This is a genomic window from Synergistes jonesii (genome assembly GCF_000712295.1).
Classification (GTDB): Bacteria; Synergistota; Synergistia; order Synergistales; family Synergistaceae; genus Synergistes; species Synergistes jonesii.
The window spans coordinates 53299-69901 of sequence record NZ_JMKI01000047.1 but is presented as its reverse complement, the minus strand read 5'-3'; the positions used below and the strand labels follow the sequence as shown (position 1 = coordinate 69901).

At 58.4% G+C, this 16603-nt stretch carries 12 protein-coding genes; all 12 read right to left on the bottom strand.

Translation table 11 applies throughout. From position 1 onward, the window contains the following. Positions 1 to 6 precede the first annotated feature (6 nt). The 12 genes from EH55_RS11125 to uvrB all read right to left on the bottom strand — a co-directional run bounded on the left by EH55_RS11125 (position 7) and on the right by uvrB (position 16333). A complete protein-coding gene (locus tag EH55_RS11125) occupies positions 7 to 1161 on the bottom strand; it encodes a hypothetical protein (RefSeq protein WP_037977843.1) in 1155 nt (384 codons plus the stop codon). 1 nt (position 1162) lies between these two features. Next, positions 1163 to 2782, bottom strand: coding sequence for a CTP synthase (locus tag EH55_RS11120; RefSeq protein WP_037977842.1), 1620 nt, complete (start codon positions 2780 to 2782; stop codon positions 1163 to 1165). A 40-nt stretch (positions 2783 to 2822) separates the two neighbouring features. Next, positions 2823 to 4247: a peptidoglycan DD-metalloendopeptidase family protein gene (locus EH55_RS11115; protein ID WP_051682856.1), complete on the bottom strand. Its 1425-nt coding sequence runs from the start codon at positions 4245 to 4247 to the stop codon at positions 2823 to 2825. Positions 4248 to 4288: 41 nt separating this feature from the next. Then, a complete protein-coding gene (gene rho, locus EH55_RS11110) occupies positions 4289 to 5554 on the bottom strand; it encodes a transcription termination factor Rho (protein ID WP_037978017.1) in 1266 nt (421 codons plus the stop codon). 651 nt (positions 5555 to 6205) lie between these two features. Then, on the bottom strand, positions 6206 to 6622 hold the full coding sequence (locus EH55_RS14265) for a hypothetical protein (protein WP_141730559.1): 417 nt from the start codon (positions 6620 to 6622) through the stop codon (positions 6206 to 6208). 146 nt (positions 6623 to 6768) lie between these two features. Further along, positions 6769 to 7647: a DUF4392 domain-containing protein gene (locus tag EH55_RS11100; RefSeq protein ID WP_051682854.1), complete on the bottom strand. Its 879-nt coding sequence runs from the start codon at positions 7645 to 7647 to the stop codon at positions 6769 to 6771. Then, the gene (gene pfkA / locus EH55_RS11095; RefSeq protein ID WP_037978009.1) at positions 7647 to 8606 is read right to left on the bottom strand and encodes a 6-phosphofructokinase; all 960 of its coding nucleotides are present in this window, start codon (positions 8604 to 8606) and stop codon (positions 7647 to 7649) included. Before pfkA ends, EH55_RS11100 begins: the two co-directional genes overlap by 1 nt. Before the next feature lie 57 nt (positions 8607 to 8663). Next, positions 8664 to 9374, bottom strand: coding sequence for a ComF family protein (locus tag EH55_RS13625; protein ID WP_051682853.1), 711 nt, complete (start codon positions 9372 to 9374; stop codon positions 8664 to 8666). A gap of 53 nt (positions 9375 to 9427) precedes the next feature. Next, positions 9428 to 10630, bottom strand: a complete 1203-nt coding sequence (gene metK, locus EH55_RS11085; protein WP_037977841.1) for a methionine adenosyltransferase — start codon at positions 10628 to 10630, stop codon at positions 9428 to 9430. Positions 10631 to 10736: 106 nt separating this feature from the next. Continuing rightward, positions 10737 to 11534, bottom strand: a complete 798-nt coding sequence (gene rlmB, locus EH55_RS11080; protein ID WP_081839560.1) for a 23S rRNA (guanosine(2251)-2'-O)-methyltransferase RlmB — start codon at positions 11532 to 11534, stop codon at positions 10737 to 10739. Next, on the bottom strand, positions 11521 to 14352 hold the full coding sequence (gene uvrA / locus EH55_RS11075) for an excinuclease ABC subunit UvrA (protein WP_037977840.1): 2832 nt from the start codon (positions 14350 to 14352) through the stop codon (positions 11521 to 11523). Before uvrA ends, rlmB begins: the two co-directional genes overlap by 14 nt. Then, the gene (uvrB, locus tag EH55_RS11070; protein ID WP_037977839.1) at positions 14276 to 16333 is read right to left on the bottom strand and encodes an excinuclease ABC subunit UvrB; all 2058 of its coding nucleotides are present in this window, start codon (positions 16331 to 16333) and stop codon (positions 14276 to 14278) included. The genes uvrA and uvrB overlap by 77 nt, the downstream gene beginning before the upstream one ends. Between the last annotated feature and the right edge of the window lie 270 nt (positions 16334 to 16603).

Sequence of the window (16603 nt, the reverse complement as noted above, 5' to 3'; positions counted from 1 at the left end):
GCTTCCTTACTGAAGGGGCGCCGATTTCGTGCCCTGCGGAGCGGATTCCGTCTGCTGTGTGATAGGCGTGATCTGATGTGGCACGCTATACGCCGGCACCTTCACGCTGTCGGTCGACTCGACATAAAAGAGAGTCCCCTCTTTGAGTTGTTTGTCGTTGCCGCGGATAAGGAAGCCGCCGGCAAGGCCGAGCGGGCCAAGCAGGATAGCGCCGCCGATGCTTGCGCCAGCTGCGCCGATGATCCCGCTATCGACCTGCATAGCCTTCTTAGCCGTTTCGCCGAGGTTGACGGCCACAGTAGACGGCCCGAGGACTTCGACGCTGTCGATGAGCATCTCGATCTCGGCGGCGCGCCCGAAGCTGCGCGGCGGCTTCACCTTCGTGATATGCCCGAACACACGGCTGTTCTTCGGAGCAACGAGCATGCCCCCAATAACGACCTGTTCGTTCAGCCCTAGGATGACTATATCGTCGACCTTGATATTCTTTACGGTAAGCGTTTCTCTGAGCACGGCCTTGAAGATCGTCGCCTTCGGCAGGTCGCAGGGAGTGGCGGTTATGCCGTCCGGTAGCAGCTTTGTGAGCAGGCGCTCTGTGCGGGAGACGAGCGGCCCCGGCTGCGACGAGCCTTCAAGTATCGTCTCCATCGAATCGACGCGCTTCGTGAGAGACCAAGTCGGACGAATCTGCTGCTCGACTCCCCACTCAGCGACGGAAAGCTTGAAGAGCAGCGACGGCTGCGAGCCGGTACCCTTTTCAAGGAAATCAAGAAGGGCGGTCTGGCGCTCCGTGAGGCTTCCAGGGAGGTCCCTGCCGAAGACCGACTTTTCGACGTCGTTCAACCTGTTCAGGAGCCCGCCTTCGCGCGGCGAGCCGTATACGATCGTTTCTATCCTGTCAAGCATCTCAAAGGCCGGCTCGCCGCTCTGCGGCTTTACTATCGCGTTTTCCGTGCCGGTAGAGACCATCGCAGGTACCGGTTCCGGAACCTGCTCCGCCTGAGCCGCGGCAGGAGTCTGCGACGGGGCGACCGTCGCCGCCGTGTTCGCCGGAGCGGTCGTAGCCGCCGGAGCCTGGACGGGGGTGTTCTCAGCGGCGAAAAGCTGCGCCGCGCTAAGGACGCAGGCAACCGCCGCAAGTGCCGTTATAAATTTCTTCATGTTATTTTGCCTCCTTCTTAAGCTTCTTCTGTCTTTCGAGAGCCGCCGCGATGAAAGCTTTGAAAAGGGGGTGCGGCCTTACCGGACGCGAAAGGAATTCAGGGTGGAACTGCACCCCTATCATCCACGGATGGTTCGCGTTCTCCATTATCTCGACCTGTCCTCCCGTCGGGCAGACGCCGGCGACTTTCATTCCCGCGGCTTCAAATTCTTTTATGTATTTGTTGTTGAATTCAAAACGATGGCGATGGCGCTCTTCTATATCGTTTGTGCCGTATATTTCTTCTGATTTGGAGCCGCTGCATATTTTGCACGGATAAGCGCCTAAGCGTGAGGTGCCCCCAACGTCTGTCACGCTCTCCTGCTCTTTCATCAGGTAGATGACAGGGTCGGGCGTTTTTTCGTCCATCTCGACGCTGTTCGCCCCGCTGAGCCCGAGGACGTTTCTCGCGAATTCGATGACCGCGACCTGCATGCCGAGGCAGAGGCCGAAGTATGGGATGCCGTTTTCGCGCGCGTATTTCGCGGCGGCTATTTTGCCTTCGACGCCGCGCTGCCCGAAGCCGCCTGGCACCAGTATCGCGTCGGCCCGTCCGAGTATTTCTTCAGCGTCGCCGGTCTCAAGGTCCTCGGCCTCTACCGGGAACATCCTGACCTTTACACCGTTCGCGATGCCCGCGTGAGAAAGCGCTTCGTTGACCGAAAGGTAAGCGTCTTTTATGCTCGTGTACTTTCCTACGAGCGCGACGACGATCTCGCCTCTGCGCGTGTCGTATTTGCGGAGGAATTCCTTCCAGTCCCTCAGATCGGGCGCTTTGACGGAACGCATGCCGAGCTTTTTGAGCACGAGGTTATCGAACTTCTGCGAATGAAGTACGATGGGAATCCTGTAAATGGAATCGGAGTCTACAGCTTCAAATACGGCCTCGGCCGGCACGCTGCAGAAGAGCCCTATCTTTTCGCGGAGATCGGGGCCGACATTATACTGCGAGCGGCAGACGATAACGTCCGGCTGTATCCCTATGCGGCGCAGTTCGTTGACGCTGTGCTGAGTCGGCTTCGTCTTCAGCTCGCCCGACGCCGCGATATAAGGAACGAGCGTCACGTGGCAGTAAAGTATATTTTTGCGTCCGACGCGGCCGGCGAACTGGCGGATCGCCTCGAGGAAGGGAAGCCCCTCGATATCTCCTACCGTGCCTCCGATCTCCGCGATGACTACGTCCTTGCCCTTGCCGACGCGTTCTATCCTGTCCTGTATTTCGTTCGTTATATGGGGGATGACCTGGACCGTGGCTCCGTTATAGCCGCCGGCTCTTTCGCGCTGTATCACCGCAGAGTAAACCTTGCCGGTGGTGCAGCTGTTGTCTCCCATAATGGCCTCGTCTATAAAGCGCTCGTAATGGCCGAGGTCAAGGTCCGTCTCAGCGCCGTCGCACGTCACGAAGACCTCCCCGTGTTGAAAGGGGCTCATGGCTCCGGCGTCGACGTTGATATAAGGGTCCATTTTGATGATGCTCACCTTATAGCCTCGGCGTTTCAGCAAAGCGCCGAGAGAGGCGGCGGTGATTCCTTTACCGAGCGACGATACAACACCGCCAGTTACAAAAATATACTTAGTCACAGAATTAGACGCCCCTTTTTTAGCATTCTTTATGAAATCTCTATCTAAGATATTTCAGCGGATTGCGCGGCGAACCTCCGACCCGTACCTCAAAGTGCAGGTGGTTTCCCGTCGAACGTCCCGTGCTTCCTACGCAAGCTATCGTCTGTCCCTGCGAGACTCTGGCGCCGCTTTTCGCGATAAGCCTGCTGCAATGCCCGTAAAGGGTCGTGAGCCCGCTCGAATGCGATATGACCACAGTCTTTCCGTAGCCGCCCATCCAGCCGGAGTGCACCACCACTCCGGAAGCCGCGGCCTTTATGACGGTCCCGCGCGGAGCCCTGATATCTATACCCGCATGGAAGACCCTGCGCCTGCCGAAAGGGCTCCTGCGCCAGCCGAAGGGGCTCGATATCTGCCCGAGCACCGGCCATCTGAAGCCGCGCACGGCTGTACCGCTCGATATCTTGACCGTCGCGCTGCGCACCCTTCCGTTCTTTTTGGTCGTTATCTTGACTTCCGTATCGGCGATGGATTTTCCTCCAGGCAGGAAGAGCTCTTTCCCCGCGACAAGCTTTTCATCCTTCAGAGCGTTTGCGATCATCACAGAGTCGGCCGTTGAGCCGTATTTATCGGCAAGTTTTGCGATAGTGTCATTCTTCGAGACCCTGACGAATATGCCGTCCTGGTTGGGGATGCGCAGTTCCATGCCGAGCTTGAGGTGGTTTATGTTGCCATTCAGAATTTTTCTGTTCGCGTCGACTATCGTATCTACGTCGAGGTCAAATTTGCCGGCAAGCCCCCACAGCGTGTCCCCTTCTTTGACGATGTAGGGGGTCGTTACGATCTGCTTGCCCTTTTTTGCGAGAAGGATTTCTTCTTTTTGCAGTTTTTTGACAAAAAGCAAAGTGGCCTCTACGTCTTCGTGGCTGTCAGGGACGTAGAGGACTTCGGAGAGGCTCGGCTTTTCGCCTTTTTTGAGCTCGTTCGCCATGCGCAGGTCTTCTTCGCTTATCCCGAATTCGTCCGCTATCGATTTAAGGGTGTCCCCCGGTTCGAGGACGACTTCGGTCCACTTGATGTCCCCGTCGAGCGCGTTTTTATCCGAGCTTGAGATTACTCCGTCGCTTTTTGAGAGAATGCCGTAGAGCTTCAGCTCTTCGTCGGTGAGGGTCGGGATGCTCGGCAGAGGACCTATGGCTAAAGGGACGAGCTCTTTTTCCTTGCCATCGGCCTCAGCCGGCGTTTCGACCGGAGCGGCCGCGGTGTTGTTCAGGAAGTCGGAAACGTCTACCGTGAAAAAGCCCATGCTGTCCTCGGGGCGCTCGGCGACGAATTCGCTGTCGAAGCCTATCCAGTACATCCCCGTGTCCTCCGCCGCCTTTGCAGCGAAGGCGACGGCGGCCCCTACCGCGGCGATCAGGAAAATGACGAGGCAAAGAGTCTTTCGCCGCTTTATCTTCTGTACGTCGTTCCCGGCTTTCATCGCTTCACCTCACGTTGCGGCGCAAAAATACCCAGCGCAAATTAACCGACCTTTATTGTAGCAAGAAAATCGCGATTCGTGGGCGTTATTCTCAATTTTTCAAGTATAAGATTCAACACCTCCGCCTCGTCCATGTTGGCGATCTTTCTGCGGAGAGCCCAAATGCGCTTCAGATCGTCCTCCGGCACCATAAGCTCCTCTTTGCGCGTGCCGGAGCGCGTTATGTCGAGCGCGGGGAATATCCTCAGCTCAGATATCTTGCGCGAGAGATGGACTTCCATGTTGCCAGTGCCCTTGAACTCTTCGTAGATGACGTCGTCCATACGGCTCCCCGTCTCTACGAGCGACGTTCCGATTATCGTCAGGCTTCCGCCGTTTTCGATGTTGCGCGCGGCGCCGAAAAATTTCTTCGGGAAATAGAGGGCCGCTGGATCCATGCCTCCCGAAAGAGTGCGCCCCGACGGCGGAACGACGAGGTTCGACGCACGCGCGAGACGCGTGATCGAATCAAGCAGCAGTACCACGTCCTTCGAAACTTCGACGAGGCGCTTGGCCTTCTCGAGAGCGAGCTTAGCGACGCGGAGATGCTCCTCGGCGGGACGGTCGAAGGTCGACGCGATGATCTCCCCGTCCACCGAACGCGCCATATCGGTGACCTCTTCCGGGCGTTCGTCTATAAGCAGCACCATCAGAATGACTTCCGGATGGTTCGTCGTTACCGAATGAGCTATATTTTTCAGCAGGGTCGTCTTGCCCGCCTTCGGAGGCGAGACTATCAGCGCGCGCTGTCCTTTGCCTATCGGCGCGAAGATATCCACGATGCGCGTCGCGAGCTGTCTACGATCCGTTTCGAGGCGGAGCTTCTCCGTCGGGAATATAGGCGTGAGGTTTTCAAAATGGGGACGATGGCGCGCGGCTTCCGGGTCCGTGAAGTTGACGTTCTCGACGCGGAGCATCGCTTCGTAATGCTCCTGATCCTTCGGCGGGCGAATCACTCCCCATACGACATCGCCGTTGCGCAGCCCGAAGCGGCGTATCTGCGACGCGGAGACGTAGATGTCGTTGCTGCTCGGCAGCAGTCCCGACGGGCGCAGGAAGCCGTAGCCCTCCTCGGTACATTCGAGCGTTCCGCCGTTGAAGCGGTAGCCGAGAGACTCGGCCTGCGTCTTGAGTATATCGTTGATAAGGTCGTCCTTGCGGTGCGTCGTTACGGACGCGACGCCGATTTTTTTTGCTATCTTGCGGAGCTCCGCCAAAGTCTGCGCATCGAGCTGATTGAAGGTTAGTTTCGGATGTTCGTGGCGTATCTGCCCTTTTCCGTTTTCCTGCGAATCGTAAGGCTGCGGTTCCTCTTCGCTCACGGCCTCTTCCTCTTCGGCGCTCTCGTTTTCCCGCCCGGTGAAATCTTTTTCTCCCGCCTCCTCAGGAATGGCGGCTTCCGCTTCTTCGCCGCCTTTTTCCGGCGCGAGCGCCCCGCCTTCCTCTTTTTCAGCCGACCCCGACGCGAGCGCGGCAAGGCGTTCTTTTTCTTTGTTTGAAATCCTTCCGCGCCGTCTTTTCGGCTGAGTTTCTTCGCTTTCATCTTCTCCGCCCGACGGCCTCTCGAACGGGAGAAGTGTCTGACCGGAGTCTTCTTCGCTCTTCCTTCTCCTGCCTCTTCTCGGCTTTTCGGCCTCCTCGGCGGGCGCCTCGGTTTCGCTTCCCTCTTCGGCGCTTTCTTCTTTCTTTCTTCTTGTATAAGTGCGTCTTCTGACTACAGCTTCTTCCTGTCCTTCCTGCGTCCCTTCGGGCTGACGCTCCTCCGTGTCAGCAGGCTGCGCTTCTTCCGCGTTTTCGGCGCCGCCCTTTCTCACATAGCGCCGTTTTACGGCAACAGCAGATTCGTCTGTCGGTTCTTTCTTTCTCCTTGGCAACTTTATAGCCTCCGTTTAATATATAAGTGATAGTGATTGAACAAGTCAATTCTTTTTTATGATTTCGAAATTCAATTCGCTCAAACATTTTGTAGGAGAAGAAATCGTTACCCTGTATTTTCCCTGCGGCAGCGGCGTGCCGTCCTCGCGAAGCAGATAAAAGGCCCTTATGCCGTTCTTTGACATCAGCTTCAGAGGTTCGGAGCGGACGAGGTCTTCTCCGTAATACCACGAGACCTCCAAATGGCTTCCCTCAGGCGCGTCGGAGTACTGAAACCACAGACACACCTGTCTCGTACCATATTGAATCGTCTCTCTTATCTTATGCGGGCGTCTGCTGCGGTCAAGCTCTACACATACAACTGATTTGTCTATGCGGAAAGTTTTGCCGACAAGCCCCGTCTTTAGACTGGCAACGCTTAGCAGCACCAGCGCGACAACTGCGAATGCGAGAATTATCAAAGGCCGTCTGCCGGAACTTTCAAAGTACTTTCGTTCCATAATGTTCCACCAATCTCTTGAACGCTATTCTATCATGATTTTAGCTGAAAAGCGTGATTTTCTAACGAAAGTGATTAAAAAATCGCAAAAAATATAGAATCCACAAATCATTTTACGCCGAAGGAGGCGCATAAACCTTTCAGCGAAGATATTATATCATTCTGTACACTTATTTCAAAGCCGTCGACGGTGAGACGCGGCAGGCGGCTTATCCCGTCAACCGCCCCTGCGGCCGTTTCCGCTTCGAGCATCGCGAGCTCCTCCCATTTTTCGGCGCCGCGCCAGTTGCCCCATGCACAGGAAAGGGCGGCGGCGAACGCGTAGGCGCCCCAATTGCTTACGTCGACGGCGAGCGCGTGGTCAGTTTTAACGACGCTGAAGCATCCGGAATATTCCGGGAACAGCTTTTTCAATTCCTCGTAGAAACAGCCCATCCCAGCCTCGTTTCCGCCGTCGCCGATGCCGAGAGTCGCTATTCCGCGCGCCGCCGCTTCCGCCGCGAGCGCGTCAAGGGGGGGCGACCATTCGCTTATGTCTTTTTTTTTGAAATTATAGTAACGTCCGTCGGCCGCGCGCCCCGGGCGTTCGGTAAAGATTATCCCGCCGGGCGCGTCTTCTTTAAGGCTCCCCGGCGCGGCGCGGACAAATTTTTCCGGAAAGGAGAGGGCGCGCGCGGCGGCCTTCATAACGCCGAGGCAGAGAGAATCCGTCCATATTTCGGCGCGCCTTCCTTCGGCGCAAAACGCGCGCGCAAGCACCGCCGCGCCGCCGGGGCCGTCGGTCTCCGGAGCGTTCGCGTCGGGAACATAAAAGCCAGAGACGATCACGACGCTGCGAAGAGGCGCAAAGGCGCGAGCCGCCTTCTGCCAGCTCTCCACACGGCTCAGCCTCGACACTCCGCGCCCGCCTCTGTCACGCGCGACGATGGCAATCAGTTTTTCGGCAAAAGCAGGGGGAAGAAGAGGCGCGTCCGTCATCTCTTTCATTAAATGCTCAGCATGTCGACAAGACGCAGCATATCGGGGTCGAGCGTACGTTTATCGGTCCATGCGATCTCAATAGGCGATTCGACGACCTCTCCCTTGACGCGTCCGACCATTACACCGCTCCTGCCGCCTATCAGCGCATCGATGGCCGCGGAGCCGAGGCGCGACGCGAGAACCGTGTCGAAACACGACGGAGCGCCGCCGCGCTGCAGATGTCCGAGCACGACGATGCGTGGATCGTAATCGCAGCGCCCCTTTAATTTTTCGGCGAGCTCGGCCGCGTGCATCACGCCCTCAGAGAGCACGATCAGCGAATGAGTTTTTCCGCGCTGCTTCGCGTAATGTATTTTATCCGAGATGGCTTTTAAATCGACGGGAAGCTCGGGGACGAGGATGAATTCCGCTCCGCAGGCGACGCCGGTTTCCAGCGCGAGGAAGCCCGCGTGCCGCCCCATGACCTCTACTATGAACATCCTGTCGTGACTCGACGCTGTGTCGCGCAGCTTGGAAATGCATTCGAGTGCGGTGTTGCACGCGGTGTCGAAGCCTATAGTGCAGTCGGTCCCGGCCATGTCGTTGTCTATCGTTCCAGGTATGCCTACGACCTTAACTCCCCTGTCGGCAAGCTCCTTCGCTCCGCGGAAGGAGCCGTCGCCGCCTATAACGACAAGCGCGTCTATATCATTTTCCTTGAGCTTTGAGACGGCGGCGTTTATTCCCCCGGGCCTCATAAAGGCTTCGCAACGGGCCGTGCGGAGAATCGTCCCGCCGTGCAGGATTATCCCCCCGACGGAGCTGCGCGTAAGCGGCACGAAATCGCCTTCGAGCAGGCCCTCGTAGCCGCGGCGGATTCCCACGACTTCCAGATCATGATAGAGGGCCGTGCGCGCCACGGCGCGAATCGATGCGTTCATCCCGGGGGCGTCTCCGCCGCTTGTAAGTACTCCGATCCTGTGGATCATCTATTTTCACCCCAATCGGTCAGGCTAAAGAATTTCCGTTTTTTCACGCGTCAATTATACCAAAAAATCATCTTCGTCATCAGCGCCGGGCCACGCCGCCGGATTTTCGCCGCAGGGCACCCTGCGCGTCCAAAGAAATATCGCGCGCACGTCCGCTCCGGCCAAGCGCAGCGCGAAGCTCGCGGCGCGTACGGTGCCGCCGGTCGTATACACGTCGTCGACGAGTATGACTCTCCTTCCCGAAAGCTCCTTCGACGCCTCGAAGGAGGCAAACGAAAGGGCGCTCCTCTCCTCGCCGTTCCTGAGCGTCTGGGCCCCGCATGCGACGCGCCATTTGAGAAAATTTTTCGCGACCGCTATCCCGCGCAAGCGCGAAATCCCGCGCGAAATCAACTCGGTCTGATTGTACGCCCTCGCGCTGCCGCGATGCAGCGGAAGCGGGACGAGAAAATCGGCGCCGACCTCCGGAAATCTCAGCGCCATTTCCTTTCCTATCGCTTCGCCGAGAGAGCGGATGTTTTTATATTTCAGCGCGAGTATGAAGCGCCGCGCCGCTCCTTCGTGCAGCGCGGCCGCGTAGCAGGGCAGGCTGCCGTAACAGCATTCGGCGCCGTAGGGTCCTCCGCACTCCGAGCAGAAAGGCGGTAAAGGGGCCGCCGCGGCCTCGCTCAGGCATTCCGCGCAGAAAGGGACCGCCAGCCTGCCGCACGCGGGACAGCGCGTCGGGAATATTATATGCGAAAAATAGGAAAGTACGCCGTTCACGAAAGAAAATTAAAAAAAGCGGGCGGCAGCAGGCCGTCCGCTTATGACGCCGACTATGCGAAACGCTCTGCGGCGTGTTTCAATATTTCCGCCTTGTCCGTGCGCTCCCACGACGGCATTGGGTCGAGGTCAACGCGTCCCATATGCCCATATGCCGCGAGCCTCTTATACTGAGGCTTGCGCAGGTCGAGATCGCGGATTATCGCGGCCGGACGGAAGTCGAAATTCTCGCGCAACAGACAGGTAATGTCTTCGTCCCTTATCTTGCCCGTGCCGAAGGTCTCGACCATTATCGAAACGGGGCGGGCGACTCCGATCGCATAAGCAGCCTGCACCTGGCACATTTCGGCGATTCCTGCCGCGACGATGTTCTTCGCCGCGTAGCGCGCCATATACGCGCCAGAGCGGTCGACCTTCGTCGGGTCTTTGCCTGAGAAGGCTCCGCCGCCGTGAGGAACGGCTCCGCCGTAGGTGTCAACTATGATCTTGCGTCCGGTGAGCCCGGTATCGGCCTGTGGTCCCCCCATCACGAAGCGCCCCGTCGGGTTAACGAAGATTCTCGGCTTCGTAGTGATAAGCCGCGCGGGGATGACGGGCTTGACAACGTGTTCGATAACGTCCGCCTCTATCTGCTTCTGGTCGATGGCCGGATGGTGCTGCGTGCTTATGACCACGGTATCGACGCGGAGCGGCTTGCCGTTTTCGTATTCGACGGTGACCTGGCTCTTTCCGTCCGGGCGCAGATAGGGCAGGGTCTTGTTCCTGCGCACCTCGGCGAGGCGGCGCGTCAGCTTGTGCGCGAGAGAAATAGGCATAGGCATAAGCTCTTCCGTTTCGTCGCACGCGTAGCCGACCGTCAGCCCCTGGTCTCCGGCGCCTATCGCGTCCACTTCGTCGTTGGAAAGCTCCTTCGTCTCTTTAGCCCTGTCGACGCCGAGCGCTATGTCGGGCGACTGTTCGTCGATAGTCGTCAGCACGGAGCAGGTGTCTCCGTCGAAGCCGTATTTGGCCCTCGTGTAGCCGACGTCCTTCACCGTTTTGCGCGCTATTTTCGGAATGTCCACGTAGCATGTCGTGCTTATTTCTCCCGCGACCAGGATGAGTCCGGTTGAGACCAGCGTCTCGCATGCAACGCGCCCATTGGGGTCCGACTCCAGTATGGCGTCGAGAACAGCGTCGGATATTTGATCTGCGAGTTTGTCCGGGTGTCCTTCCGTCACTGATTCCGACGAGATAAGAAACCTTTCTTTGCTCATTTCAAACACCTCCAAGAATGTTTTATTGAACTGGCGCCATTGTAACACCAATCACATTTTTTGTATAACGGCCCGGTGCTCAGGCAGAAAAGCCTTAGCGCGGCCATTATCCGCGCGAACGCGCCCACTCGAACAGCGCGAGCGCCGCGGCGACGGAGGCGTTCAGCGAGCCCGTTTTGCCCAACATCGGGATAAAGCGGATGTCGTCGCACGCTTTGGCGGAGGCTCCGCCGAGCCCCTTGCCCTCGGCTCCGACGACTATCGCGCTGCGCGGCGGCAGGTCGCAGCGGAAGAGCGTTTCGCGCCCTTCCATCGCGAGCCCTGTGACCCAGAAGCCGGCGTCCTGCAACAGCTTTATCGCCTGCGCGACGTTTCCCGTTTTGACTATAGGCACGCGGAGCGCCGCCCCTGCGCTCGTCTTGACGACTGCGCCGGTAGGCATGCAGCCGCCGCGCTTGGGGATCATCACCGCGCAGGCGCCGGCCGCTTCGGCGCTCCTTATCACGGCGCCGAGGTTATGGGCGTCCTGAAGATGGTCGCACAGGAGGATGAGGGCCGGCTCAGGCGACGGCGGCAGCGACGCGAGAAATTCTTCCGTCCCCCACAGCCTCATATCGGTCGAGTAGGCGGCGACGCCCTGGTGCTTCGCGCCGCCGGTCAATCGGTCGAGCGCCGCGCTGTCGACGTACTGAAAGACTATCCCCTTTTCGCGACAGAGCTTCGTTATTTTAGCTTTTACGTGAGGCTGAACGCCGTTTGCAATCAAAACCTTCGAGCAGCGCTCCGGCATATCGGCAAGCAGCGTCTCAACCGGGTTGCGCCCCCAGCATATATCCTCGGGCGCTTCGCTTTCCGCCGCTCTTCTACGGTCAAAATTTCCGCCGCGGCTTTTATTTTCCTTCATGTTTGCTCTTTATCTCCTTCAGGAACTGCGCAAGATACTTCGACGTCGGCCCTTTTCCGCGCGCGACTTCTTCCGGCGTGCCCTTGGCGACGAGCTTCCCGCCTCCGCGGCCGCCTTCGGGGCCTAAGTCCATTATATAGTCGGAGGAGGCGAGCACGTCCAAGTTGTGTTCTATCACGAGGACCGAGCCGCCCTGATCTACGAGCTTGTGCAGCAGTTTCAGCAGCTTCTTCACGTCCGTATAGTGCAGGCCGGTCGTCGGCTCGTCGAGCAGATAGAGCGTGCTGCCGCGGAATTTTTTCCCCAGCTCCGTCGCGAGCTTGACGCGCTGCGCCTCTCCGCCGGAGAGGGTAGGCGCCGGCTGTCCGAGCTTTATGTAGCCGAGCCCGGCCTCCTGCATCACCTTCAGTTTGTTCGCAATGCGCGGTATACCGCCGAAGGTCTCGACAGCCTCGTCGACCGTCAGCTCAAGCACGTCGGCGATCGAAAGCTCTTTATACTTCACTTCCAGCGTCTCCCTGTTGTAGCGCTGCCCCCTGCAAACGTCGCATTTCACAAAAACGTCGGGCAGAAAAAGCATCGAGACCTTTATCACGCCGTCTCCGTTGCAGGCCTCGCAGCGCCCCCCCTTGAGGTTGAAGCTGAAACGCGACTGGTCGTAGCCGCGGAGTTTTGACTCCTGCAGCTGGGCGTAGAACTCGCGTATCGGCGTGAACGCGCCCGTGTAGGTCGCCGGGTTCGAGCGCGGCGTGCGCCCTATCGGGCTCTGGTCTATGAGCACGATGTTGCGCAATGATTCATAGCCGCTTATCGAATCGAACTTTCCCGGGCGCTCGCGGTAATCGCCGTCGAACTTCCTGCGGAGCCCTTTGTAAAGTATTTCGTACAGAAAGGTGCTCTTGCCCGAGCCCGAAACGCCGGAAAGCGCGGCGAAGACGCCGAGGGGTACGTCTATGTCTAGCTTCTTCAGGTTGTTCTCCGCCGCGCCGCGCACCTTTATCGCTCCGCGCGGCGTGCGCCTGCCGCCGGCCGGCAGCCAGGTGCCGTCGGCTTCGCCGCGCAGGTAGAGAGCCGTACTCGAACCGCCCTTCATGATCTCTTCGGCGCTTCCGTTCGCTATAAGCTCTCCGCCCTTTTCCCCAGCGCCGGGGCCGAGCTCGAGTATATGATCCGCCGCCACCATCGTGTCGCGGTCGTGCTCCACGACGAGGACGCTGTTTCCCAGGTCGCGGATCGTCTTGAGCGTTTCCAGCAGCCTGCCGGTGTCGCGCGGATGAAGCCCTATAGTCGGCTCGTCGAGGACGTAAAGCACCCCCGTCAGCTGCGAGCCGATCTGCGACGCGAGGCGGATGCGCTGGCTCTCGCCGCCCGAGAGCGTCTCGGCCCTGCGCGAGAGGCTCAGATAGCCGGCTCCGACGTTGTTCAGGAAGGAGAGGCGCTTTTTCACCTCTGTGAGCGCGATGCCGACGATCTTCTGCTCGCGCTCTCCGAGCTTCAGCCCGTCGAGCACCTTTATCAGCTCGTCGATGGGCATTTCGGTCAGCTCGCCTATATTGCGGCCGCCGAGAGTGACCGCGAGGACTTCGGGCTTCAGCCTGCGCCCCTTGCACGTCGCGCATAGGTCCTCCACGAGATAGCGGGAGAGCTCCTCCTTATAATTTTCCGACTCCGTTTCGTTGTAGCGTTTTTCTAGCCACGGGATGAGCCCGCAGTATTTTCCGTTGTACTCCCAATCGCCGTTTTTCTTGTCGACGAAGACGAGCTCGAGGACTTCGTCCGAGCCGTAGAGCAGCTCCTGCTTCACGCTTTCGGGAAGCTCGCCAAAGGGCTTGGAAATGTCCCAGCCTTTTTTTTCGGCGAGCTTCTCGGCCTTGCGCACCATATATTTCATGCTCTTCCAGGGGATGAAGCCTCCTTCGCCGAGCGGCAGCGCGGGGTTCACCGCGAGTTCGGCCGAAAAATGCGAATGGAAGCCGAGCCCCGCGCAGTCCGGACACGCGCCGAAGGGCGCGTTGAACGAAAAAAGCCGCGGCTCTATCTCCGGCAGGCTTATCTGGCAGTCCGGGCAGACGTACTTCTCCGTCAGCTCGCGCTCCCGCATACCGGCGGACGCGAGCTGAATGAAGCCCTCCGAGAGCTTAAGCGCCATTTCGACCGCCTCGCTCATCCGCGAGCGGTTTTCCTCTCTGACGCGCATGCGGTCTATGAGACATTCGATCGTGTGGCGGCGGTTCTTGTCGAGCTCGACTTCCTCCTCGAGCCAGTAAAGAGTCCCGTCGACGCGCGCGCGCATATAGCCCTGCCGGTGCAGCTTGAGCAGCAGGTTTTTATATTCGCCCTTCTTGCCCCTGACGATAGGCGCGTATATTTCAAGAGGTTTTCCAGCGTAATCGCTGTAAATCAGGTCTATTATCTCGTCGACGCTGTAGCGGTGGACTTCTTTGCCGCACTTAGGGCAGTGCGGCGTTCCGGCGCGCCCGAAGAGCAGACGCAGATAGTCGTATATCTCCGTCACCGTCCCGACTGTAGAGCGCGGGTTGCGGTTCGTTCCCTTCTGCTCTATAGATATGGCGGGCGAAAGCCCCGCTATGTCGTCGACGTCGGGTTTGTCCGACATCCCGAGGAACTGCCGCGCGTACGACGAAAGGGATTCGACGTAGCGCCGCTGCCCTTCGGCGTATATCGTATCGAAGGCGAGCGACGATTTGCCCGAGCCGGAAGGCCCAGTCACGACGACTAATTTATTTTTTGGAATAACGGCGTCTATGTTTCTGAGATTGTGCTGTCTTGCGCCTGTGATTCTTATTTCCTGATCCAAATGTGCTTCCGCCTTTCATCTTCTGTATCTCGTCGCGCAGCTCCGCCGCCGTCTCGAAGTCCAGCTTTTCAACGGCCTCCCACATCTTCCTCTCAAGCTCCTTTATGCCGAGATCGCGCGCCCCTTCGTTAGAAGACGCGGCCCTTTCTCCGGCGTAACTTTCTTTTTCGTCGTCGAGCAGCTCGTCGGGCAGCAGGTTTTTTACCGATTTTACGATTGTGCGCGGCACTATATGGTGTTCCTCGTTGAATTTTATCTGAGCTTCGCGGCGGCGCTTCGTCTCCTTCATAGCGAGCTCGATGCTGTCGGTGATTCTGTCGGCGTACAGGATGACCCTGCCGGCGCTGTTCCTCGCCGCGCGCCCTATCATCTGTATCAGAGAGCGGTGCGCGCGCAGATAGCCCTCGCGGTCCGCGTCGAGTATCGCCACGAGGGAGACTTCCGGCAGGTCCAGTCCCTCGCGCAGGAGGTTCACGCCGACGAGCACCGCGAAGACCCCGAGGCGTAGGTCGCGCAGCAGCTCGGCGCGCTCGAAGGTGTCGAGCTCCGAGTGTATGTAGCGCACTTTTACGCCGAGATCCGCCAAATACTCGGCCAAGTCCTCGGCGGAGCGCTTCGTCAGCGTAGAGACGAGGGCGCGCTCGCCGCGCCCGACGATCGGGCGAATCTCGGCGATCAGATCGTCGACCTGTCCCGTCGCCCGATGCACCTCCACCTCCGGGTCCGGTATGCCAGTCGGCCTCACCAGCTGCTCCACAACGTGATCCGAGTGCGCGAATTCATAATCGCCTGGCGTCGCCGATATGAAGAGGGCGTTCTTCAGCACGGGCTCGTACTCGTCCCAGCGCAGCGGCCTGTTGTCGAGGCAGGAGGGCAGTCGGAAGCCGTGCTCCACGAGCACTTCCTTCCTCGCGCGGTCGCCGTTGTACATTCCGCGCACCTGCGGCAGAGTCATATGGGATTCGTCTATGAAAAAGAGCGCGTCCTTGGGAAAGAAGTCGAGCAGCGTCCCGGGCGGGTCTCCCTCGTTCCTTCCGTCAAGATAGCGCGAATAATTTTCTATGCCCGAGCAGTAGCCGACTTCGAGCAGCATCTCAAGGTCGTACTTCGTGCGCATCCGCAGGCGCTCCGCTTCTAAGTGCTTTCCTTCGCCCACGAAGCGCGCGCAGCAGCGCTCCATCTCCTCTTCGATAGAGCCGGCCGCCTTTTGGATGGCATCCTTGCTCGTCACGTAATGCTGCGACGGGAATATGCCGACTTTTTCCTTCATCGCGACGGAACGCCCTGATACGGGGTCTATCTCGTCTATGCGCTCTATTTCGTCGTCGAAGAAGGAAATGCGCAGCGCAGTATCGCTGTAAGCGGGAAATACCTCCATCGTCTCCCCTCTGCTCCGGAAGGTTCCCGGGACGAGAGAGACGTCGTTGCGCTCGTAATAATTATCGATCAGGCGCATCATAAAATCGCGGCGCTCGTAGCGCTCGCCGCGCGCAAAGCGGAATATCGCGTCCTCGTAATTTTTCCTCTTACCGAGGCCGTAGATGCAGGAGACGCTCGCTACGACTACCACATCCCTGCGTTCGAGGAGGGACTTAGTCGTCATCAGCCTCAGCTTTTCTATGCGCTCGTTGACCGAAGAATCTTTTTCGATGTAGACGTCGGACGCGGGGATATACGCCTCGGGCTGATAATAATCGTAGTAGCTGACGAAATAATTCACCGAGTTTTCGGGGAAAAATTCTTTGAACTCGCTGTAGAGCTGCGCGGCAAGAGTCTTGTTGTGCGCCATAACGAGCGTCGGCCGGTTCAGCCGCGCGATGACGTTCGCCATCGTAAAGGTCTTCCCGCTGCCCGTGACTCCGAGCAGAGTCTGATGGGTCCCATCCTTCTCTCGGAAGCCGCGCACAAGCTTCTCCACCGCCTGAGGCTGATCGCCCGACAGGCCGAAAGGCGCGACAAGCTTGAATTTATCCTCTTCCATGTTTCACATCCCAATGCAATCGCTCTGTAAACAACGGCTCTATATTAACACAAAGAGCGCGCCGCGGCACGGCGAATACCCGAAGGAATTTCGCAGCCGCGGCTATTCTATTATGGGAAAAGAGGCAAATGGCGCGAGATTCGGAACGGCCTTTCTTAATTACCTGAAAATCAAAAGACCGCATTCAATGGGATCGGCGCACCTTCCTAATCTTACGGCAATAGGAAGGAGAAAGCTTGCTTGATACAAAAAAGCCGCCCGAAGGCGGCG